Source organism: Streptomyces sp. NPDC058198 (assembly GCF_042882605.1).
GTDB lineage: Bacteria > Actinomycetota > Actinomycetes > Streptomycetales > Streptomycetaceae > Streptomyces.
The window spans coordinates 555,617-576,797 of the sequence record NZ_JBHVVP010000002.1 but is presented as its reverse complement, the minus strand read 5'-3'; the positions used below and the strand labels follow the sequence as shown (position 1 = coordinate 576,797).

Genomic DNA, 21,181 nt, shown 5'->3' with positions numbered 1-21,181 from the left:
CCACCAGAGGCAGATCGTCACCATCCGAACTGGTGTGAGTCCATCCGGGACATCCTCGCCGATCACGCGGCCTGGGCTCCGTCTGCTACTTCGACGCCGCCCAGGAGTGGCGGGAGACCCATGGCCGTCTAAACGAGAACGACTTCTCGTCTCCGCCCCCGCTGGGAGTGCCTTGCCAGAGACTGATCGAAAAACCTGCACATCGCGACGCACAAGCCGCAAGACTGGCACCATGCAGAAGCCGAAGCCTTCCTCCGCAACACAGGCACTCATCAAGGTCGTTGGGGCTCGCGACGAGCAGCTCCTGACAGCGATCGTGGAACTCGGCGACCGCTTCAACAAGACCCTCGGATTCATGCCGCCTGCCGCCTACGCGCAGGCGGCTGAGGAGAACCGACTACTCGCCGCGATGGCAGGTCGAAAGCTCGTCGGCTACACCCTCTTCTCACTACCGCGCCAGCAGATCCGACTCACTCATCTGTGCGTGGACCCTGATTCCCGGGGACAGGGCATCGGTCGCCTTCTCGTGGACGAGATTTCCGCTCGCCACCACGACCGGTCCGGCATCGTGCTCAAGTGCCGCAAGGACTACGGCTACGACGCGATGTGGCGGCGATTGGGCTTCGAGGCCCGCAACGAGGTCGACGGCCGCGGCAAGGACCGTAAACCCCTCGTCATCTGGTCACGCGATCACGACCACCCCCATCTGTTCTCCGACCTTGAGTCGACCGCGCTCCTGTCCGTGGCGATGGACTGCAACGTCTTCGCAGACTTGCATTCCTCCGGAGAGCGGCACGGAGCCGAGGAGTCCCGGACGCTCACCTCGGACTGGCTTGCCGGCCTGGTGGACCTCGCCGTTCTGCCCCAGCTCAAGGCGGAGATCGGCAAGATCACCAACTCCGCAGAGCGGCGTCGTCAACTCCAGGCGACCCACGGCTACACCGAGCCCAGTGTGAGTCGGGCCGACGCGGACCGCCTGCTCGGCGCCCTTCAATCCGCAGTCGAGACTCACATCGGCGACAAACGGCAGCTCTCCCAAAATGATCTCCGCGACCTGCGCTACGTCGCGGAGAGCAGTGCCAGCGGCATCCTGTTCCTGGTGACAAGGGACGAGTTTCTCGCTTCCCTGTCTGACATCGCCGTGTCAGTTTGTCAGGTACGAATCCTCAGGCCCTCCGATATCGTCCTGCACGTCGACGAGCTCACCAGAGCCCAGGTCTACCAGCCTGGCGATCTCCTCGGCACGTCACTCACAGTCCAGGCCATCCCTGCCGGCCAGGAGCAAGGGCAACTCGTCTTTCTCAACAAGGCGGCCGGGGAGCGCCGGACCGGCTTCGTCGCAGAACTCCGCCGACTAGCCACGCATCCGGCCCGGTGGGTGCGCCAGCAGGTGGTTGACGCCGAGGGCACCGTCGCCGCCATTTACGGCTACGGCGTACGCGACGGCCAGTTGGTCGTACCACTGCTTCGGGTACTCGACGGCCACCCCATGCACCAAACACTGGCCCGTCAGATCCTTTTTCGATTGCGTGATCACTGCCGCCGATCGGGCGTTCGCCTGCTTACTCTCACGGACAGCAGCCTCCAGCCGTCCGTAAGGATCGCAGCTGGCGAGGACGGCTTTCGCGAGCACGGCAAGACACTGGTCACACTCGTCCTCGACGTCTGCGCGGATGCCCAGACCGTGGACGAGCAAGCGCAGTCGGCAGCCTCGCTCGTCGGCCTCCAGGTGCCGGCCGTACCGGCCGCCATGCCCGCAGCGGCAGCTGCGGCACTTGAGCGCGCCTGGTGGCCCGCGAAGATCACTGATTCACAGCTGCCGTGCTTCCTCGTTCCCATCCGGCCCATGTGGTCCAGCGACCTCTTCGGCGTCCCCAGTGCGCTCATTCCCAGGGACGATCACCTGGGCATCAGCCGCGAGCACGTCTACTACCGCGCCGCGCGCTCCAGCGGAGAGAAAGTCCCGGCCCGGATCCTCTGGTACGCCAGCTCGGACAAGAACCAGACCGTTTCCGCCGTGATCGCCTGCTCCCGCTTCGACGCCACAGTCGTCGACGCCGGACACTCGTTGTACAACCGCTTCAGGCACCTGGGAGTGTGGGGATTGGATGACATCCTGCGTGCGTGCGGTGATCAAGGCAAGGCACGGGCTCTACTGTTTTCTGACACGGAGATCTTCCACCGGCCGGTGGGACTGCACAAAATGCAGTCGCTGGCTGCGCAACGAGAGCACCCGCTCGGCGTGCAGTCGGTCTTTAAGATCACTCCCGACCTGTTCAGCGCCATCTATCAGGAAGGCCAACCAGCCCAGTGAACGAACGCGAACGCTCACTCCTGATGTCCCTCCACCCCCGCTACGCCACGGCCATCTTGGACGGCAGAAAGTCCGTCGAACTTCGGCGCCAACGCGTGGCCGTGCCGCCGGGAACGAAGGTCATCCTGTACGCCACGTCCCCCGTGATGGCCTTGGTGGGCACCGCAACCGTCACCGCCGTACAGGTCGGCACACCGTCCGAGATCTGGAAGACACACAAAGAACATGGCGCCATCAGCCGCCGCGACTACCTCGCCTACATGAAAGGCGCAAAGCAGGCGTCGGCCCTACTCCTTGATCACGCCAGAACCCTCTCCGATCCAGTTCCGCTAGCCCACCTCCGTGCTGGAGGCTCGTTCCACCCGCCCCAGAGCTACCGCTACGTCGACCCCGACTCGCTGCGCAGGTGGCTCCGGGGGCACCCGGCAGCGGACGAAGTACTCCGAGAAACCAGCACTCAGCCAGCAGCCAGCGACACCAAGGCCACCAGTAAGAGCCAGGCGACACGAGGCACTGGTTCACCACTCGGCGGCAACATGATCCTTGCGCAGCACGTAGCCGCCTAAGGCTGGCCCAGCCCCCAAACAGCACGAGGTCCTCTGCCCGCTCGCCACCTGGCCCACCGAGATGCTGCTGCGCCTGCCACCACGTACTGGCACCACCAGTCCAAGGATGGGCCACGCTGAACGGCGACGGCGCCATTCACGCTTACCTCCTGTCCCCGCCAGGCGCAGGCCACCTCACCAACCGAGCCCGCCACCTGTATCGGCATGCTCGGCGACAACTACTGCCCGCCCGAAGAAATGACTTCGGCGAACAGGTCGACACCCGTCGACAGCTCTCGATCCCCCACGACAAGGCAGCCTTCTGCGTTGAACGATGCCGCTAGGTTCTGTCTGCTAAATGATCACGGTTGCCGCAGCCAGAGGATGAGTGAAGCGAGGCGGAGTCCTGCGAGGTAGCGTCCGACGACGTTGCGGGCCCTGTAGCTTTCGGTGTCGAAAGCGGGTGGCCGTCCGCCGGCCGACCCCGCGCCACATCCGTCAACTCACCTCGACCAGCCGCAAGATCATTATTAGACAGAACCTAGTCCAGCTGGAAACGAAGGCGAACGTCGTCTGCCCATTGCCCTGTGTCGGCGTCGCCCTCCTCCCACCGCCCTGCGTCATAGATCAGCGTCCGCGACCCGAGCAGGACTTGTGGGAACAGGGACCGGCTCGGCACCCGGGGAAGCACCTCGACGGTGTCCAAACGGAAGGCGGGCACCTTAAATCCGCTCGGATCACCATCATGGAACAGCACGGATCCGTGGCCGGAGAACCAGGCGACGAGGCTGGAGTGGGCCAGGTTGCAGACAACCGGGACGTTAATGGTCCCAGACGCGGTGTCGCAGTCCTTCTCCTCCACCTCGGGCGCCGCCAGGAGGAGTCCCCGGGGGATCGGCTGGGTCTGCGGGTCGGCTGCCGAGCCGAGGAACATCAGAGAGTTCCGGGATTCCGGGCTGGCCATGTCTTTGACCATGACAGGCACCGCGTCCCAGCCGTCCAGGCTCTGGGCATCGCGGTAGGCCGCCGCGCACCGGGCCAGATCGCCCAAGCTATCGAAGTACGTCACATCGAGAGGAGGTCCGTCGCCGTCGTCGAAACTGAAGACCGACTCCGGGTGGCAGGTGGTGAGGAAGTCAAGCAGGATCGGATGGTCGCCAAGGAGAGCGTCGCTGTCCGGGTCGGCCAGCGCCCGCATCAGGTGCACGTACTGACCGTCCTGCTCGACCCGGGCGGAAACGGTCAGGGCGAAGCCCGCAGGGTAGACGTAACCGAAGTGGTGCTCGTTGGCGGTACGCAGCACCGGCAGTTCCGCGGACACGGGAGTGGTCTGGACGCACACCCTGGTGGGATGGTCCATGACGAAACCGGCCAGCACATACGGCTGGGGCAGGTGCGCCAGGCCCCCCATGACCTTGCCGCTCAGCGCGAGTTCGCGCATCCGCTGGTCACGTCGCACCGGTTCACCAAAGGTGGCCAGGTAGAGCGCCTCCTGCTCAGCGGGTGTTCCTTGCTCGAACCACGCGTACAGGTCCAGGGATGCAATGAGGGTTGCCTGGCTGTCGGCATCGCGGTGGATCTGGATCTGGACTGGTCCAGTGATCGGTTCGGCAATCCTGCGGGCGGCGTCGGCACGCACCTGCTCAAGGTAGCCGGGGGCGCTGACCTCCCCGATCGCGTCCCGGATCTCCGTCACGGGCCGCATGTCCTTGGGGGTGAAGTGCTTGGACTTCTTGGCGGACGCCAGAAAATGGGAGAGCTCCACGATGAAGGCGGCGTCCATCATCCGGAAATAGACGGTCGCGGACTTCGGCCCGTTCAGCTTCACCAAGGCGAGACCGGTCGGGAACTGGGCTGCCAGCAGGCACTCGGCATCTGCCTGGTTCAGCCTGATCCGCCCGTCGTCCCGATCCGTCGCGCGGACGCTGAAGCCGACGAAAACTCCGGATACCGGTCCGGTCCGGCCGAAGCCCGCGGCCAGGTCCGGCTGGCACAGGAAGTCGAACCCGAAGTCGTGTTCAACCTTGTTGGGGATGATGAAGTTCTCCTGGCAGGAGAGCCGGAACCGGTCCTCTCCGATCGCCCCGATGCGCTGGGCGGCGTTGCGCTTCTTCGGCACGGTCCCCCGGATCGCATGTTCCTGTCAGGCGGGCCGGATGTGCCTGCTGCTCCCACGGCCGCATCTGCTGCTCGTTCCTCATTATCGCAGCCGCACCGGATCCCCGCACGGATATCTGGTCACCGCTCAGTGGCACTCGCGGAAATCCTCATCCAGGCCAGCGGCAGGCTCGTTCCGGTCAGGGCGCTGTTGGAATGGTGGGGCGAGAGTCCTGGGCCCGGCTGCTGGGGCACGTCCAGGTCCGCGACGACGCCGTCGGCGCGGTGGAGTGGACCTCTCGGTCGACTCCACCATCAACCGGGCGCACCAGCATGCCGCCGACGCCCGCAAAGGGGGGCGAATACCGGGGGACGGACTGGAAGGTCCGGAACGCCCGCAGAGTCGCCAGGCGCTGGGGCGGTCCCGCAGGGGTCTGACCACTAAGGTCCATCTCGCCGCCGAGGGCCGCAGACCGCCCCTGGCCATCGTCCTGACGCCCGGGAACATCAACGACTCCACTGTCTTCGAGTCCGTGATGAACGCAGTCCGCGTTCCCCGGACGGTTCCCGGGCGGCCCAGGACCCGGCCCGACCAGGCGTACTCCAGCCGCGCGATCCGCACCGGACTGCGCGGGCTGGGAATCCGGGCCGTCATCCCCGAACGCGCCGACCAGATCGCCAACCGGAAGCGGCGCGGTTCCGCCGGCGGACGGCCACCCGCTTTCGACACCGAAAGCTACAGGGCCCGCAGCGTCGTCGAACGCTGCTTCTGCCGCCCTCAAGCACTTCCGTGCCGTCGCCACCCGGTTCGACAAACTCGCCGACCGCTACCTCACCGGACTCTGCCTCGCTTCACTCATCCTCTGGCTGCGGCAACCGTGATCATTCAGCAGACAGAACCTGGGTGCAACCGAGGCATCGATCCGTTCCGGGGTGCTAAGGACCGGCGGGGGCTCAGCTTGGGATCAGCGAATCAACGAACGCAGTGTCGGCACGCTGAAGCCCCCGGCTCCCAACCCCGCAAGAACCGCCCCGGGGGAGGATAGGTCCGAGAGGTAAGTCAGCCCGCCGACTACCAGTCCGATGAAGATCGCCGCCAATAGAACGATGGCGGTGTGCATGCTGATAAACGGCGGCTCTGGCGGCGAACTCACTTGCTATCCCGGGGTGGTTGGTGACGATGACGTCCCCTCATACGTCGTCGCCCGCCCGACACCCCACGGCCGATTTCCATGCCGCGACCCGTCAGAAGAATCTTGCAGGAGTCCGTGGGGTGTTCATCGGCGGGCCACTTACAAGGGGGCGTCCCCGTGTTGTTCGGGGACGACGGCAACGGGAGGGACGGTAATGAGGGGCGGCGACGACGCGGCGGGGCACAGGTCCGCAGCCGAGCGCGCCCGGCGCCTACAACCTGTTTTAGATGCGCAGGGGCGGACTCTCGGTGCGCCCGTCCCACTCGAAGCTCACTGTGAAGTGAGCGACGCTCACGCACGCCAGGCCCGGAAGCTTCAGGAGAGCGTGGATCGGCGGATGGCCGATCATCAGATGGTTCGACTGCTGTCCGAAAGCGGCTTCGCCGCAGTCCGCTACGACCGCTTCGCGGATGCGCTCGCCCGGTACGGGATCTCGGTACTGCGTGGCTGGTTGTACTCCGGCTACATGTTCACGTTGGTTGCCTCGCGAGGCTTCGACCTCAATCCACACGAGCAGGAGCTTGAGGCACTGGTCCGTGAGAGCGAGCTGCGAGATGAGCTGGCAACGATGACCGTGGCCCGGGCCCTTCCGTCCTTCCGGCGACGAGCCCTGATCGGGGCCGGCTGGCGGGCCGACGGCGGTGCCAGCGTCACCACGTACTTCATGGGGGCGTGCGTCTACGAGTTTCCCAACGAGTACCGGCGCCACCGCGTTCAGCAGACTCGGTGGCACCGTAGCCGGATCATCGGGGAGAACTTCCATGAGCACCGGCTCGCGGAACGGGGCGTCGCGGAAGGGGTGGTGGGCAACCAGCGTGTACTCGAAGACCTTCGGGGCATCGACGACTTACGGACCCGGGCCGCCGTCGCCTTGACGATCGACGGCTACACCCAGGAGGAGATCCAGCAGCTCCTGGATGCCGTGTCTACCCGCGCGATCGAAGCGCTGTTGTACCGGTGGCGGACGAAAGCGAAGCAGCGTACAGAGAGAGGATTCCATGGCTTTGCTGAATGACGATTCGTTCGACGCGCTGCTTGAGGGAACGTCCCTTGGAGCGCAGGGGGCACGTCAACTCCGCGCCCGAACACCAGCGTTCCGCGCTCGCGCGGCGCGAGAGATGCCCAGCTGGTGGCACCGATACTCGGACATGCCGCCCAACATATTCACGATGTACTTCGTTTTGGAGAGCGCAGCCTCGCGGATCCGCGTTTACGAGCCTCATTGCATGCCCGGTTTGCTGCAGACGGAAGCACATGCTCGCGCGGTGATCGGGCTCGGCCCGAGGAACGTGAGCGAGCGCGTCATCGACCAGCAGGTCGCACTACGCATGGAGCGACAGAAGCGCTTCTTCTCAGGAAATGTCCAGAAACTCGGCATCGTCTTTGACGAGGTCGCCGTGTGGCGCCCGTACGGCAGCCGAGAGGTGATGCGCGGCCAGATCCACCATCTGATCGACATGTCAGAGTGGGAAAACGTGGAATTGCAGATCCGCCCATTCGCCACCGATCGTCACGCCAGAGGATCGCGCGCATTCGCCATCCTCAGCTTCCCGGAGGCCGACCAGTCGGACCTGGTCTACCGGGAAGACTTCGCCGACGCCCTCTACACGGATAGGCGCTCGGATGTCGCCCAGTACGAGCTGGCGATGATCAAGATGCGCAGGGACAGCCTGGGCCCAGACGGGAGCCGCGAACTATTGCGGGATCTGCTGCAGCGGATGTGAGCCCAAAGAGCTCGATACTCCTTCTCCGGAGGGTGCCGAGGGGCAGTCGAGGGCGCTGCTTACGCGTCGCTCCACGCCTTAAGGAATCGCTTGCGGTCGTCCTCTGTCTCGTACGTCCGACGGCCAGCAAGCAGGACGTGCCAAGCGGACGTCTCGGCGTCACGCAACCACAGCTTTCCGAGGTTCCGACCCCCCGCTACAAAGGTGTCGTGGCCTAGCGCGCTCCCGAGCACATCAGCCACGGCGTCGCGCTGGTGATCGTCGAGCTTTTCGAAGAAGCTGAGCACGCGGCCGGCGATGCCCCCTTCATTCCCGTTGAGCAGGTAGTTGAAGAAGGGGCCACCCGCATTAGCGGGATCAATGTACAGGGCGGCATCACCCCCGGCGCTCGTCAACGCATCCCAGAAATCCGCCCCTTCAGAGGTACCTGGCAGCGGGAGCGCGGCAAGGAGGTCGACCAGATGGCCGTTAGCCGCTTCGTTGTACGAGATGTCACAAGCTGCCGCAACCGCGATCTTCGCAACGTGCTCGGTGTTGAGCCCCGCGTCCCCAGGCCAGTCCAGCGGAGTGTTGAGCTGGTGCGTTAGATGCCTAGCTAGTTCGTCATCCCCGCCTAGATGATGTCGGACGATCACAAGTTCCCCCAGTTCAGAGCCAGATGGCGCTCAAGACGGTTTCTTCTCATCCGTCAGTCTGCCCAACCACGCGGCGATCCACTGAGGCATGTGAACAACGTCCGGAAAGGGCCCATGCCCGTTGACCCAACGCAGGTGTCTGCGCAGCCGGGTTCCGATGCCTGCGCCCTACTCAGTGCCTCCTCGCATCCGAGAGGGAAGCCGCAGCACTCCGGATTTTGTCGGCCGCGTTGTTGAGGGATGTCGGCAGGTCCGCCACATGCGCCAAAGCCTGAGCGGCGGAGGCCAGCAAGGGAACGTTGTCCTGCAGATGCGCGAGGTCGGTGCCCGCACTCCTCAGCAGAGGCGCGTTATCCTGGAGATGCGCCAAGTCTCGGCTGGCCTGGTAAACCATCCAGGCTGTGTCCTCAGAAATGCCAGGCGTCCGCCCCAGCGAGCGCTCAAGATCTGACTTGAGAACCTTGAGGAGAGACGACAGCTTCGGCACTCGGTCCGCGAGAGCGCCCAGGATCGGAGCCAGCCGATCGACGTACTGTTCCTGTGCTTCTTGGATCATCGTGACCAGTCGGGCTTCGGTCAGTCCGCTCAGCCCTGCGAGGGCGTCCTGTCCATCGGCTTCGCGAGCACGCTTCCATCCTTCAAGGATGTCCACCGTGTACTTCTCGCCGTCCACGCCGTCGACGCGCTTGTGGTGCACATTGCACAGCAACAGGAGGTTGGCGAAGCTATTCCTGTCGTCCAGGCTCCACGAGGGGTCGTACCGCTTCCCGCCCGATTTCAGAGCACGAATGTGGGCGATATCCAGGTTGAGAACGGGTTTTCCGTCGATGATGCGCACCGTCGGTGCGCCACAGCGGGGGCGTAGCAGCCGCCCCTCGCTAATGTCATGAGCGCGGCAATGGTGGTGTTGTCGTACTTCCTGTGAAGTTCCTCGGCCATGGGTCCTCCTCGACTCGGCACGCCACCTAGGAACCATAGAGGCGGGCACTGACAACGGGCCTAGCATGCCGCGCAGTTGGAGGAATCCAGCCGCTAAGGCTGGAATCAGACTGATCTCGCTTACGTCCGCTGCTCGCAGGCAGGGGCCTTTGGGTGTGCAATTTCGCCCTGGCTTGCGGGCGTTCAAGGCTCCGAGCATCTGGATAGAAGGGCCGCCTCCAACTCGACAACGCTGCGCCGCCGTTGCCTCTGTCTCACTGCTCCTCCCGCGTGCCAAGCTCGCGGGCAACGCCGGACGAGAACAACGATGACGCCCACGCACCTGCGATCACACGCCGGGTCTGGCCTACGTTCGGCCTGGCCACGGCTCAGCATGCCTCGGCCACCCACGCTCCGTGGTTGCAGTCCTGGTTGCGTTCGCCCTCGTACGGCACCGTTCAGGGGCCCCATCCACACCGGTCATACCGCAGGTCGGGACGTTCCCGGACCCCGCAGGACGCCCAGACGAACATTTGGAAAGCGTGTTGGCGGTGCAGAGCCTCAGCAGGTGTCTGGTCGTGGTGTGCCCGGTTGGGGTTGTCGGACTCCGGTGCACGCGACCAGCGTGCTGCCGTCCTCATCGAGGAACAGCATGAAGACCCAAGATCTGTCGGTAGTCGTGATCTGGCCCAGTCGAACCGGGCGGCCGTGCAGGTAAAGGCGTTGCACAGCCCGCGCCAAGCCGGAGGTGTCGATGCCTCTCCGAATAGTGTGACGGAGTCGGCGCCCGTAGATCGCCGCGAGCGATGCGGCCGACGTCGTTCCGTCCCAGACAACGTGAGAAGCGCCAGCGCGGAGAGCAGACAGAGCGGCCAACGACGTGTCGTCGCCATCGCTCAACAGCCGTTCGAGCTGTTCCCACTCCATGACCTAACCCCCCAGTCGGAATCCTGCTGTACAGCAGCGAAGTACAGCAACCACAGCAACCGACCACATCCCATGGCGCCCCTCAGAACCCCAGCAGCAGCCTGTATGGACGTCGTTGACCGAGCTGGCTAGAGCTACGGATCAGAGGTTGCCGCCGTAGGTGTCGAAACACGTCTCCACTTGCAACAAGGCTCCTGTCTCCGCCCCGCTCCAGCCCGGCCGGCGCCCGTACCGCGCTCACAGCTATCAGCCGCCTGATCTCAGAGAAGGGGTGCGTCGTGGCTGGGGCGGTCGGCTCCACGGCTTTAGGCAGCCACTTTGGCGCGAGCCTCGAATATCATGGCCCCAACGTCATGCCTCACCGGGCAGGTCCACAGACTGCCCGACGCGCCGGAAGCTTACGGGGCCATGACCACCCGCGCCAAAGCAGCTCCAGCCCAAAGCCGTTCCGCCGACCTCGTACTACTGGCAGAATCATCGACACTGGCTAAACCATGAGGTACACAAAAGCATGAGCAGAAAGCGCGAAAGTCGATTCATTGGGAATTACCGGCAAAGCTAATGAAAGCGAGAGAGCTTCACCGGATGAACACCGCAGAATTTGCCGATCTGATTGATTACTACCTGAGCCAGCTAGCGTCACGAAATGAACACCATCGATTTGAGCGACTGTGTACCGAAATTGCTCGACGCCGCATAGCTACGAATTTACTGGTACCCACTGGACCGGTGAGCGCAGGTGGCGACGGGGGAAGGGATGCGGAAAGTTTCGAAAGCGCACTTCCATACGAAGTCTCCACCTGGTTTTCCCTTCGGGCTACCACCGCGACCGTGGCCGTAGCTTGCAGCCTCGAAAAAGAGTATGCCAAGAAGATAAGAAACGATGTGGCAAGAATCACTGCATCTTCGGACCGCAAATTCAACCGAATCATATTCTTCTCCAATCAGCCTATCCCGTCCGGCAAGAGAATGAAACTCACCAAAGAACTATCCCTCAATGAGTGCACGCTAGCCATTTGGGATCGCGCCGCAATATCTCATGCCCTATCGGAGCCGGACATGCACTGGGTAGCCCACCATTATCTAGACATTCCGGCAGAGTTGGTGGAAAGCGTACAACCGACAGAAGACCCAGAAGGCGTCCCAATGGAAGAAATATATTATATGCCGGGACAAGCTCTTGTAGATGTAATCCATTCCGCCCTGACGATACCGAAAAATCATAGCTGCTCCACTTCCATCGAACTAATGGAGCTACAGCGTCGATATGTGGCTCTGCACCTTTCCTTAGATGGACTTCCTCTTACCAGGCAGCACGCTTATGAATTGAGTCGAAAATCCGACGAGGCGGCGAAGAATCTGCGTGATATGGGAAGCTCCGGCGCGGAAGCGCTTAGGGCGATGGGACTACTTGACTAAATTGCTTCGAGTCAAAGACGGGTCGCCGCGGCCGAGATGCGCTGATGACCTGAGCGGCTCCTGTCGCCTGGTTGTGACCTGCCCACTCTCCCTGCCCAACACGTCCGCCCTTGAGCGATAGCCGTGAGTGTCTAACTGCGTGACGACGCCCTAGGACGGCGGACAACGGCGCACACCTGCGGACTATCACAGCAGGCGAGAGCCACACCGGCCCAAAGCCGAGCCCCGGCCCAAGTTGCCTCGGGACGAAGCGGTCGTCGCCCGACCTCGTGCCCGATCCGTGCCCGAAGGAGCGGTAAACCGCAGTCAACAGCGGGCGCCGGACCGAGCGCTGCGGTTCGCATGAGCGCCCGTTGACGCTGGTCAGAGGGTCACCCGTGCCCGAAGGAGTGGTGATTCCCAAGCTCAGAGCTCAAGTTCGGTTCTCGTCCCCCTCGGCGGACCGCTTCGCCGAGCGCGACGCGGATGGTGCGGTGGGCTTGGTGGGCGGTGGCGGGCTTGCTGCGGCCGTCCTGCATCATCTTGCAAAGAGCGCTCCAGGCGCTCCCGACTCCAGCTTGATGAGCCGATGGGCGCCCAGCCGGTATGAGGTGCACGCGGACCGCGACCTCATAGTGAGGCCGAACGGCAAAGGTCGTATGCCCCAATGAGCCACTCCTCGGATGCAGCTTGTGGTTTCCTGTCACCCGGTCGCGAAGATCCGAGCGCGGGGGTGGAGCCGATGTCGTTGACATCCCAACTACAGGACGGGGAGATCGGCCGCTGGTGCACGCGCCGGTTGACCGGTACGGCGGAGGTCGCCGCGCTGCTGCCGAAAGCGGTGCGAGGGCGGCGGACGGTGTTCCCCCGCGGTCAGGTCGACGGCCGGCACTGGGCAGCGGTCGGCGGCGCGTTCGGCGCCCGCTTGGCCGCTCTGGTGCAGCCCGCTCCGCCGTACTACGCACTGCACGGACTCGTAGCGGCAGGACTGGCCCGCCGGGAGTGGGCGGACGAGCAGGCGGCCCACTATCCGACGCACGCCGGGCTCGGCGCGGCGCAGCGAGGGAAGGCGCTGGACGTGCGGCCGACCGTCACGGGCTGGCTGGACCTGGTGCCCGGGGCGGGACCCTCGGCGCAACGCAGCGAACTGCAAGCAATCGTCAGCAACACCCTGGGCACCAGGTCCGGGCCGGACCTCGCTCTGCCCGCCGAACCGGTACTGGCCGACTTCCTGGAGCGCACCCGGACCTACGCCGAGCGGCACGCCCCACTCGGTCAGCTCGGCACCCCGGGCGCCGAGGCCGGACTCGCCAGGAGCTACTGGCTGTTGGAGATGTTCGAGAGCGTCTACCGCTCCGGGGCAGTGGACGAGTCGATGCACCAGGTCTTCCGGCCCGGTGTCCCAACGGTCGAGGTGATGCGGGCGGCCGCAAGTGAGCCGGTGGTCGAGGAGCTGGCGCGGCTGGCAGAGCAGACACAAAGTTACGGCGCCCTGGCCGAGTTACGCCGGCTCGCCGGAAACCCCGCCCCTGGCCAGCCGTTGGGCATAGCGGGCCCGGTCCTCGTCAACCACTGGGCCGATGGCGACCTGCTGATATCCGGCCCCGAAGGTGCCACTCTGATCGACGTCAAGACAGTGGTCAAGACCGACCGACCGGACCGCTCCTCCCGCTGGCTGTGGCAACTCCTGTGCTATGCCTGGCTCGACACCACCGACCGCTACCGCATCCGCAACGTGGCCTTCTACTTCGCCCGCCACGGCGCCCTCGTCACCTGGCCGCTTACCGAATTCACCAATCTGCTCCTGGGCGGCACAGACCCCCACGAAGCCCGCGCAGAGTTCCTTACAGCGGCAACGAGAGCCATAACGAGCGAAGGAGCACGACTGCCGACTCCGCAGGCTGACCTGCCGCCGACGTGAACCTCGTGCGAGATGCAGTTCAGCCGTACGACCCTCACCCGTATCACCAAGCCGTAGCTTCGAGGACGTCAGGATCGCCAGGGCTCGTGCAACGAGGTATTCGCGCTGGGGCAGCGTCGCGCTTCGCACCACGGGATGCTTCGCTCGAGCACACCGCTTCGTGGCCCCGAACGCGACGCTCCCCGCCGTACCGGCCAAGGTCGCCCGAGCCGTCTTCGTATGCGCCCAGTCGCAGGCCAGCCCTATCCCAGCCCTTCAGCGGAGTACACCAAGGTCAGAAGCGGTCGATTCAGCAGGTCGCAGCGCAGGCCGAGGACCCTGGTTATCCCTGGTCAGAGCCCTGATGCGCTCCTGGGCGCCGTTGATTCCCAAGCTCAGAGCGCGAGTTCGATTCTCGTCACCCGCTCCACGACAAACCCCCAGGTCAATGACCCGGGGGTTGCTTTTTGTCTAGACCTCTCTAGGCGTCTCGTGCCCGATCCGTGCTCGATGCGCCATCGTCTGACCTGCTCTTCTGTTTCTGCCGCTCGGCCTGTACCCGGGCATCGATGCCGTCCGCGACTTCCTTCTGACGCTCACGGTTGGAGTTCTGATAGATCAGCGCCGCCCGCTCGGAGGACTGCCCCGCGCGCACCATCGTGTCTTTGAGCGTGGCGCCGGACTGCGTCGAAAGGGTGTGCCCGGTGCGACGAAGAACGTAGAAGCGGAAGTTGTCGGGCGGCCCCACCGCGGTACGCGCCTTCCGCCACTTTCGCCCAAAGCTGGACCGGCGGAACGGAGCGCCCTTACCCGGATCCCCGCTGCGGCCTGAAAAGCGAAGGCCACAGCCTTCACGGGTGTCTCCTGCGGGCCTGTTCGTGTAGGCCCGCAGGACACCCGTCCGGTGCGCAAGCCCGGCCTCTCCCGCCCGAGGGTTGGCCGGGCTGCCCTGACGTCTGAACCACCGGCACGAAAAGGCGAGGTGATCGTCATGCGGGCGGCGGCAAGCGGAGCACCTCTCGCCGTCAGGTCGAGGCCGGCTGTTCGCCGGCCGGTCGCAATGTCTCCTGCTTCCGCTGCCGGGCCCTGGCCAGCAGCCCGTGCCGGGGTGCCAGGCACCATGTCGTGGCGAACAGTGCGGTCAGTACGCAGACGATGGAGCCACCTGCCGCGAGGTCGTACGCGTACGAGACGTACAGGCCGGCGAGCGCACCCGTGCCGCCGATCATCGAGGCCAGCAGGGTCATCGCCCACAGGCGCTCGGTGAGCATCCGTGCCGCGGCCGCAGGCGTGATGAGCAGCGAGAGGACGAGGATGTTGCCGACAGCCTCCAGGGAAATCACGATCGTGGCGGTCACGACGGTGTAGAGGATCAGGTCGAGCCGCATGACCGGCAGCCCGGCGGCCCGCGCGGTCTCGCGGTCCAGGCTGACCGCCACCAGCTCCTTGCTCAGCAGCAGGACGACCGTCACAATCACCGCGCCGACGCCCGCCGCCGTCCACACGTCCTCCGGGCCGACCGCGAGCACCTGCCCGAACAGGAACGAGGACAGGTCCGTCGACCAGCTGTCCTGCGTGGAGACGAGGACGATGCCGACGCCGAACGCGCAGGAGAAGAACACCCCGATGACGGTGTCCTCCTTCAGCCGGCGGTTCTGCGACACCAGCGCGATCAGCAAGGAGGTGGTGAGCCCGGCGAGCGCGCCGCCGAGTAGCAGGTTGCCCTGGAAGGCGTACGCGAGTGCGACCCCCGGGAACGCCGAGTGCGAGACCGCCTCGCCGATGAACGCCATCCCGCGTAGCACGACGTACACGCCCACGACCCCGCACACCAGCCCCGTGATGACAGCGACTGCGAACGCCCGCTGCATGAAGGGCAGTTGCCAGGGGTCTGCGAAGAACTCCACCAGGCTCACGCCGCCGCCCCGATCGCCGTGTCCAGGCCGAAGGCGCGCAGCATCTGATCCGGGTCGGCCAGTAGCTCGGGGCCGCCCTCGGCCACGACCGTTCGGTTGAGTAGCGCCACGCGTGTGCAGGTACGGGCGGCGGCTGCCAGGTCGTGGGTGGTCATCAGCAGGCCCCGGCCCTCAGCGGCGAGCCGGTGGAAGAGCTGGTTCAGCAGCTCCTGCGTGGGGATGTCCACACCGGTGAACGGCTCGTCCAGGAGCAGCAGTCGGGGCTCGCTCGCGAGCCCACGGGCCACCAGCACCCGCTGCCGCTGGCCGCCCGACAGCTCGCCGATCGGACGCCGCCGCAAGTCGCCGAGGCCGACCATGTCCAGCGCCTCGTCGACGGCTGCCCGGTCGGCGGGCCGGACCCGGCGCAGCCAGCCGATCGAACGGGTACGTCCGGACAGCACGGCACCCGCGACGTCGATGGGGAAGTCCCAGGCGAACTCGTGGCGCTGCGGTACGTATCCGACGAGGTGCCGGGTGCGTTCCGGCGGCAGGCCCTCGATCAGCACCTGGCCGCCGGAGAGCGGGACCAGTCCGAGCACGGCGCGCAGCAGGGTGGTCTTGCCCGCGCCGTTCGGTCCGAGCAGCCCCAGCAAGTCGCCTGCGTTCAGGGATAGTTGGGCGTGTTCGACGGCGGTACGGCCGCCGAGTGCCACGCCCACCTCCCGGACCTGGAGCAGCGGTGGCTCCTCGGCGCGGGTCACGCGGAGTTCCTTCCGGCGGTACGGCGCCGGCGCGTGGCAACGACGAAACCCGCGCCGAGCGCGGCCAGGGCGGCCGCGGCCCCGCCCACCAGAGCCGTGTTCCCGGCGCCGGTGGAGGCCATGGAGCCGCCGTCGTCCGAGGTGCCGTCGCCCGAACCGGACCCGGCGGCCGACGAGGTGTCCGGCGAGGTGTCGCCGGTGCCGGGCGAGGTGTCGCTGCCGGATCCGTCACCGGGCTTCACCCCGGACGGGCTCCCGTCGCCCACCACGAACGCCACGGTCTCCGTGTCGCTGACTGCCGTCCCGTCGGCGAGCTGTCCGCTCATCTTGAACGTCAGCCGGTACGTGCCGTCCTTGGTGAAGGCCCACCCGCCGTGCGCGTGCGTGTTCGCGGCCACGTCGAAGGAGTCCGGCACTCCGTCCTTGCTGTTGAACAGCACGTCCGCGCCCGACATGGCGTCATAGGTGTAGAGCGCGTACGCGCCGGGCCCCTCGACGCCGGTGAGCGAGAACTTCACCCCACCCTTGGTGGCCCCCGCCGTGATGTTGTCCGTCGACCAACCGGGCCACAGCAGCCCCTGCTGCTGCACCTGGTCGAGCAGCCACACCGGATCGCCGCCCTTCCCCAGGAACGAGAAGTCCTCGCTGTCCGGAAGGGTCTTCCTGGCCTCGGACTTGACGTGCAACACCACGGACGAAGGCTCTCGCCAGGTGGTCTTCCCGGAGACCGTGCCGTCCTTGACGTGGATCTGCAGCTTGCCTCCCACGACCCGCGCGGCGAAATCGATGTGCCCCTCGTCGAGAACCTTCGTCGTCGAGACGACGTCGGCGGCCGTGGGCGTGGGGGCGGCGGTGACGGAGGTGGCTCTGCGGGCCGACTCCAACGGGGTAGCGGTCAGCGCCCTGGGGGGCGCCTCCGCCGGCAAAGCTTCCTCGACCACGGGCTTCTCCGGCGCAGGCGCCTTCCCGTTCGTCGCTGCCTCCGCGATCGACTCGTTCCCGACCAACACGGTGTACACGGCCCCCACGGACAGCGCCCGCCCGTCGAGGCTCGTGGCCTCGGCGGAGAAGATGGCCTGGTACGTCCCTTCGGCGGCGAACTCCCACCGGGTGGCGCCCTCTTCACCCACCGGCACCTCGTACGCGTCGGGCAGTCCGTCCGCGCTGTCGAACAGCAGCGTGTCCTCGACGTCGTCGCCCTCTTCCCCGTACACCTTCAACTCGCCCGGCCCGTCGAGTCCGGTCAGCGACCATCGCACGGTGTCCCCGGAGACAGCTCCCCGCGCCACGCCGGTCGTGTCCCACCCGGGTGCCGGAGCGTCTGCCAGGTGGTCGTCATCGATCGCGATCACATGGGCGTCCGCGCCGACAGCGGCATCTCCGGCGTCGAGGCTCAACCCCCCGTCCGTATAAGCGATGCGGCCGAACTCGGTGCGCGTCCCGCCGCTCCCGTCGTCCGCGACGGCGGCGCCTCCCCCCGACAGTGTGACCGCGAGCGCCACTGCCACGGCGATCCGCTCCCTGCGGACCCGCCGCGTACCCGTCGTGACCCTCGAACTCGTTGTGTCTCTTATGCCTGTCATCAGGCGTCCCCCCCAAGGCACTTCGCGAGCTCGGTCGCGTTGTGCCGCATCATCGATACGTAGTCATGGATCTCGTCGTTGAACGAGTCGCCGTAGATCGTGCAGACCCCGACTCCCTGGTCCTTGGCGACCCGTTTCAGGACGTCCGAGCGGGCCGCGAGGTTGGGCTCCAGGAACACGGACGGGACCTTCTTCTCGCGGATGGTGTCGCCGAGTTCCTCGACCTCGGCCGCGCTCGGCTCCTGGTTGGGCACCGGCACGACGAACCCGGCCACCTCCATGCCGTACGCCTTGGCGAGATAGCCGAAGGCGTCATGCGTCGTGATCAGCTTCCGGTTCCGCTCCGGGACGGTGGCGAGCTTCTTCGCGACCTCCGCGTCGAGCTGCCCGAGTGTCCCCAGATATGCCTCGGCGTTCTTCTCGTACGTGGCCTTCCCGTCCGGGTCGGCCTTGATCAGCTCGTCCTCGATCCGACGGACGTACGCCTCCGCGTTGGCGACGTCCTCCCACGCGTGCGGGTCCATGTCGCCGTGCACGTGCTTGCCGATGACGGCCTGGGGGAGCACCCAGACGTCGTCGCCCGCCTCGCCGAGGAAGCCGTACGCCTTCTCTTTCGGCACGGACTCCTTCGCTCGGGCGGGGACGTTGAGCACGACCTCGTCGGCCGGGTGGTGGGTGCGGGCGCCGGTCTTCTGCTCGTCGGCGCGTACGTAGACCTTCCCGGTCTCGGCGTTGAGCGCGACGTCGGCGTGCCCGCCGTCGAGCACCGCCGCGCCCTTCGGAGCCTCGGCCGCACCGCCGACGGTGAAGGTGAAGGTGCCGCTGCCGATCGGTGAGGTCTTCCCGTCCAGGGTCTCTGTGCGGCCCTCGACGGTGAGCTTGTACGTCCCCGGCTCGCTGAACGCCCAGTTGACGTGGGTGTGCGCCTCGGGCGGCAGTGTGAAGGAGTCCGTGTCGTCGAAGCCGTCGGCCGAGTTGACGTATACCTTCGGCCTGCCGAGTGTGTCCGTGAGGTACACACGCAGCTCGCCAGGACCTTCCAGCTTCGTGGCTGTCGTCCGTACCTGGGAGCCGTCGCCGTCGACCTCGCCTTCCACGGCCCAGCCGAGCCAGAGGACGTCGAGGCCGAGGTCCTCCTCCAGCTTCATGACCGTGCCGCCGTACTGCTCCAGCTTCTCGGCGATCCCGATCTTCGGCGCCGACTTGGGCGCGTTGTTGTGGACCATCTTCATGATCCCGGGCTCTTCGAGCAGCAGCCCGTTGCTGAACACGACGTCCGCCTCGGTGACTTTGGCCGCGTCACCCGGGCTCGGCTCGTAGGAGTGCGGGTCGCCGTGAAGCGGCACGACCGATGTGACGTCCACGCGGTCACCTCCGACCCGGCCGACGAGGTCGGCGATGATCGCGGTGGTCGTCGACACCGTCAGCTCGGCGTCGGACGTGCCTGACTGGAGCCCACTGCACCCGGTGGCCCCGGCTCCGGTGAGCAGCGCGCAGACCGTGGCGAGCGCGGCGGTGGTGGTGTGCCTGGGATGGCCCCCCATGGGGCTCCTCCTTCTCTCGAACATGACGGTGCCGCGTACGGGGACCGGGTGGGCCGCCAGGCGCCGGTCCTCCGCACGCGGAGCTTTCACTGGGCGGTGCGACGCCGTCGTACGGCGAACACCGCGCCGGCGCCCAGGAGCAGGGCAACCGTGGCGATCACCGCGATCACCGCCACACCCGCACCGGTGGAGGCGAGCCCGCCGGTGGTGACGGTGTCGTCGGCCGACGAACCGCCAACCGTGTCCGCGGAGTTGGACACCGGGCCGGTGTCCGTCGCGGTGGCATTGGCGGGCGCGGACGCGGTTGCCGAGGCAGACGGGGTTGCCGGCGCGGACGGCGTGTCCGAGGCCGAAGCGGTGGCCGTCGGCGTCGCGGTCGGTTCGTCCCCGGCCCCCGGCGTCACGGTCGACGGATCCGTGTCGTCGCCGACCACCCAGGCGATCGTCCCGGTGTCACTGACCTTCGTGCCGTCGGCGAGCGTGGCGCTCACGGTGAAGGCGGTCCGGTAGACACCCTCGGCGGTAAAGGTCCAGTTCCAGTGGCTGTGGGAATTCACGGAGTGCGCGAGGCGGTCCGGCAGCCCGTCACCGCTGTTGAGCGCGACATCGGCGGAACCGAGCGACCCCGCGTTGAACACGGCCACCGAGCCCGGTCCCCGCACCGCGTCGAGCCGGTAGGTGATGTCTCCGTCGATGTCGCTCCCGGCGTACTCCTCTGTGCTCCACCCGGGCCAGACCAGACCGTCGATCTGCTGCATGGGAAGCCACCACACCGGATCACCGACCGTGCCCAGGAACTCGTACCCTTCCGTGATCTTCCGCCTGGCCGCGGGCTTCACGTGGAGGACCACCTCGCCGGGCTCGTACCACTCGTACGTCTGCGAGTTGCCTTCCTTGATCTGGAACTGGAGTGCATCGTCCACCGGCCGCGCCGCGAGGTCGAGGTGACCGTTGTCGATGACGTGCGCGGTCGGAGGCGGGGAGGTCGGCGTCGCGCTGCCGGACGGCGGGCCCGGGGCCGATGTGGTGGGTGTCGGCGTGGAGCCGTCGCCGGGCAGCACCTCGGACGGGTCGACGTCGTCCCCGACCACGACGGCCAGGGTCTCGGTGTCGGTGGAGCCGCCGCCGGTCACGGTGAAGGTGAGCCGGTAGACCCCCTCCTTGGTGAACTGCCAGGTGGGCAGCAGCCGTTGCTCATCGCCGGACAGCGTGAAGGAGCGCGGTGTGGGCTCCACGCTGCCCAGATGCACGATCGGGGCGGCGTCCACGTTGTCCATCGCGCGGGTGTACGTGGCCAGTCCGAAGTCCCCGGGCCCCTCGTACGCCGACAGCTCCACTTCGGTGTCGCCGCCTGCCGCGGAGCCGTTCCAGCCGGGCTCGGGCGCGAAGATGTTCGCCGCATCCCAGTGGTTGAGCTGCCAGGTGTCGAGATCGGTCGTGCCGAGCGCGGAGGAGAGCGGGGACGGAGTGAAATGGAGGGACGACTGTACGGCGTGCAGGACAACCTCGGACGGCTCCCGCACGGCCGTCGCGGCACCGCTGCGGTCGTCGATCCGCAACTCCACTTTCCCGTCGACCAGTCGGGGCGTGAAGTCCATCTCGCCCTCGTCAAGGACAACGGCACCGCCGGCGGCGCGGGCCTGCCCGCTGCCGCCGGCGACCAGCCCTGCCGCGCCCACGAGCATCGCGGTCGCCGCGGTCAACGCCGCGGCGGTCACTGCGCGTCCGCCACGCGTCAGGGCTC

At 66.4% G+C, this 21,181-nt stretch carries 14 protein-coding genes and 2 pseudogenes; 7 read left to right on the top strand and 9 right to left on the bottom strand.

What is annotated here, in order from left to right:
• The first annotated feature begins 232 nt into the window (after window positions 1-232).
• Entirely contained in the window at window positions 233-2,314 is a 2,082-nt protein-coding gene (locus tag ACFVWW_RS11035) for a GNAT family N-acetyltransferase (protein ID WP_386877270.1), read from the top strand.
• Window positions 2,311-2,880, top strand: coding sequence for an ASCH domain-containing protein (locus ACFVWW_RS11030; protein ID WP_386877269.1), 570 nt, complete (start codon window positions 2,311-2,313; stop codon window positions 2,878-2,880). The genes ACFVWW_RS11035 and ACFVWW_RS11030 overlap by 4 nt, the downstream gene beginning before the upstream one ends.
• Before the next feature lie 520 nt (window positions 2,881-3,400).
• Here the strand turns inward: ACFVWW_RS11030 and ACFVWW_RS11025 are convergent.
• Window positions 3,401-4,978, bottom strand: a complete 1,578-nt coding sequence (locus tag ACFVWW_RS11025) for a hypothetical protein (protein WP_386877268.1) — start codon at window positions 4,976-4,978, stop codon at window positions 3,401-3,403.
• Window positions 4,979-5,187: 209 nt separating this feature from the next.
• Between ACFVWW_RS11025 and ACFVWW_RS11020 the strand changes: the two are divergent.
• From ACFVWW_RS11020 to ACFVWW_RS11010, 3 genes and pseudogenes are all read left to right on the top strand, one after another.
• Window positions 5,188-5,838, top strand: a pseudogene (locus ACFVWW_RS11020) (IS5 family transposase); the annotation flags it as partial.
• 648 nt (window positions 5,839-6,486) lie between these two features.
• Window positions 6,487-7,164: a hypothetical protein gene (locus tag ACFVWW_RS11015; protein WP_386877267.1), complete on the top strand. Its 678-nt coding sequence runs from the start codon at window positions 6,487-6,489 to the stop codon at window positions 7,162-7,164.
• On the top strand, window positions 7,148-7,873 hold the full coding sequence (locus tag ACFVWW_RS11010; protein WP_386877266.1) for a DUF5753 domain-containing protein: 726 nt from the start codon (window positions 7,148-7,150) through the stop codon (window positions 7,871-7,873). Before ACFVWW_RS11015 ends, ACFVWW_RS11010 begins: the two co-directional genes overlap by 17 nt.
• Before the next feature lie 59 nt (window positions 7,874-7,932).
• Here ACFVWW_RS11010 and ACFVWW_RS11005 read toward each other — a convergent pair whose 3' ends face one another.
• On the bottom strand, window positions 7,933-8,508 hold the full coding sequence (locus tag ACFVWW_RS11005) for a hypothetical protein (protein WP_386877265.1): 576 nt from the start codon (window positions 8,506-8,508) through the stop codon (window positions 7,933-7,935).
• Window positions 8,509-8,680: 172 nt separating this feature from the next.
• Window positions 8,681-9,346, bottom strand: coding sequence for a hypothetical protein (locus ACFVWW_RS11000; protein WP_386877264.1), 666 nt, complete (start codon window positions 9,344-9,346; stop codon window positions 8,681-8,683).
• Between the two features lie 1,592 nt (window positions 9,347-10,938).
• Here ACFVWW_RS11000 and ACFVWW_RS10995 point away from each other — a divergent pair.
• Both ACFVWW_RS10995 and ACFVWW_RS10990 read left to right on the top strand, forming a co-directional pair.
• On the top strand, window positions 10,939-11,772 hold the full coding sequence (locus ACFVWW_RS10995) for a hypothetical protein (protein ID WP_386877263.1): 834 nt from the start codon (window positions 10,939-10,941) through the stop codon (window positions 11,770-11,772).
• Between the two features lie 721 nt (window positions 11,773-12,493).
• On the top strand, window positions 12,494-13,672 hold the full coding sequence (locus ACFVWW_RS10990) for a hypothetical protein (protein WP_386877262.1): 1,179 nt from the start codon (window positions 12,494-12,496) through the stop codon (window positions 13,670-13,672).
• A 460-nt stretch (window positions 13,673-14,132) separates the two neighbouring features.
• On the opposite strand, the pseudogene ACFVWW_RS10985 reads toward ACFVWW_RS10990, so the two are convergent.
• The 6 genes and pseudogenes from ACFVWW_RS10985 to ACFVWW_RS10960 form a co-directional block, all read right to left on the bottom strand.
• Window positions 14,133-14,495: pseudogene (locus ACFVWW_RS10985) on the bottom strand (site-specific integrase); the annotation flags it as partial.
• A gap of 181 nt (window positions 14,496-14,676) precedes the next feature.
• Window positions 14,677-15,558: an anchored repeat-type ABC transporter permease subunit gene (locus ACFVWW_RS10980; RefSeq protein WP_389679494.1), complete on the bottom strand. Its 882-nt coding sequence runs from the start codon at window positions 15,556-15,558 to the stop codon at window positions 14,677-14,679.
• A 5-nt stretch (window positions 15,559-15,563) separates the two neighbouring features.
• Entirely contained in the window at window positions 15,564-16,310 is a 747-nt protein-coding gene (locus ACFVWW_RS10975) for an anchored repeat-type ABC transporter ATP-binding subunit (protein WP_386877261.1), read from the bottom strand.
• Window positions 16,307-17,818 carry a TIGR03773 family transporter-associated surface protein gene (locus tag ACFVWW_RS10970; RefSeq protein WP_386877260.1) on the bottom strand — a complete coding sequence of 504 codons (1,512 nt, stop codon included), beginning with the start codon at window positions 17,816-17,818 and terminating at the stop codon, window positions 16,307-16,309. Before ACFVWW_RS10970 ends, ACFVWW_RS10975 begins: the two co-directional genes overlap by 4 nt.
• Window positions 17,819-17,892: 74 nt before the next feature.
• Window positions 17,893-19,437, bottom strand: a complete 1,545-nt coding sequence (locus ACFVWW_RS10965; RefSeq protein WP_384179385.1) for an anchored repeat ABC transporter, substrate-binding protein — start codon at window positions 19,435-19,437, stop codon at window positions 17,893-17,895.
• An 86-nt stretch (window positions 19,438-19,523) separates the two neighbouring features.
• The gene (locus ACFVWW_RS10960) at window positions 19,524-21,140 is read right to left on the bottom strand and encodes a choice-of-anchor M domain-containing protein (protein ID WP_389679491.1); all 1,617 of its coding nucleotides are present in this window, start codon (window positions 21,138-21,140) and stop codon (window positions 19,524-19,526) included.
• Window positions 21,141-21,181: the final 41 nt, after the last annotated feature.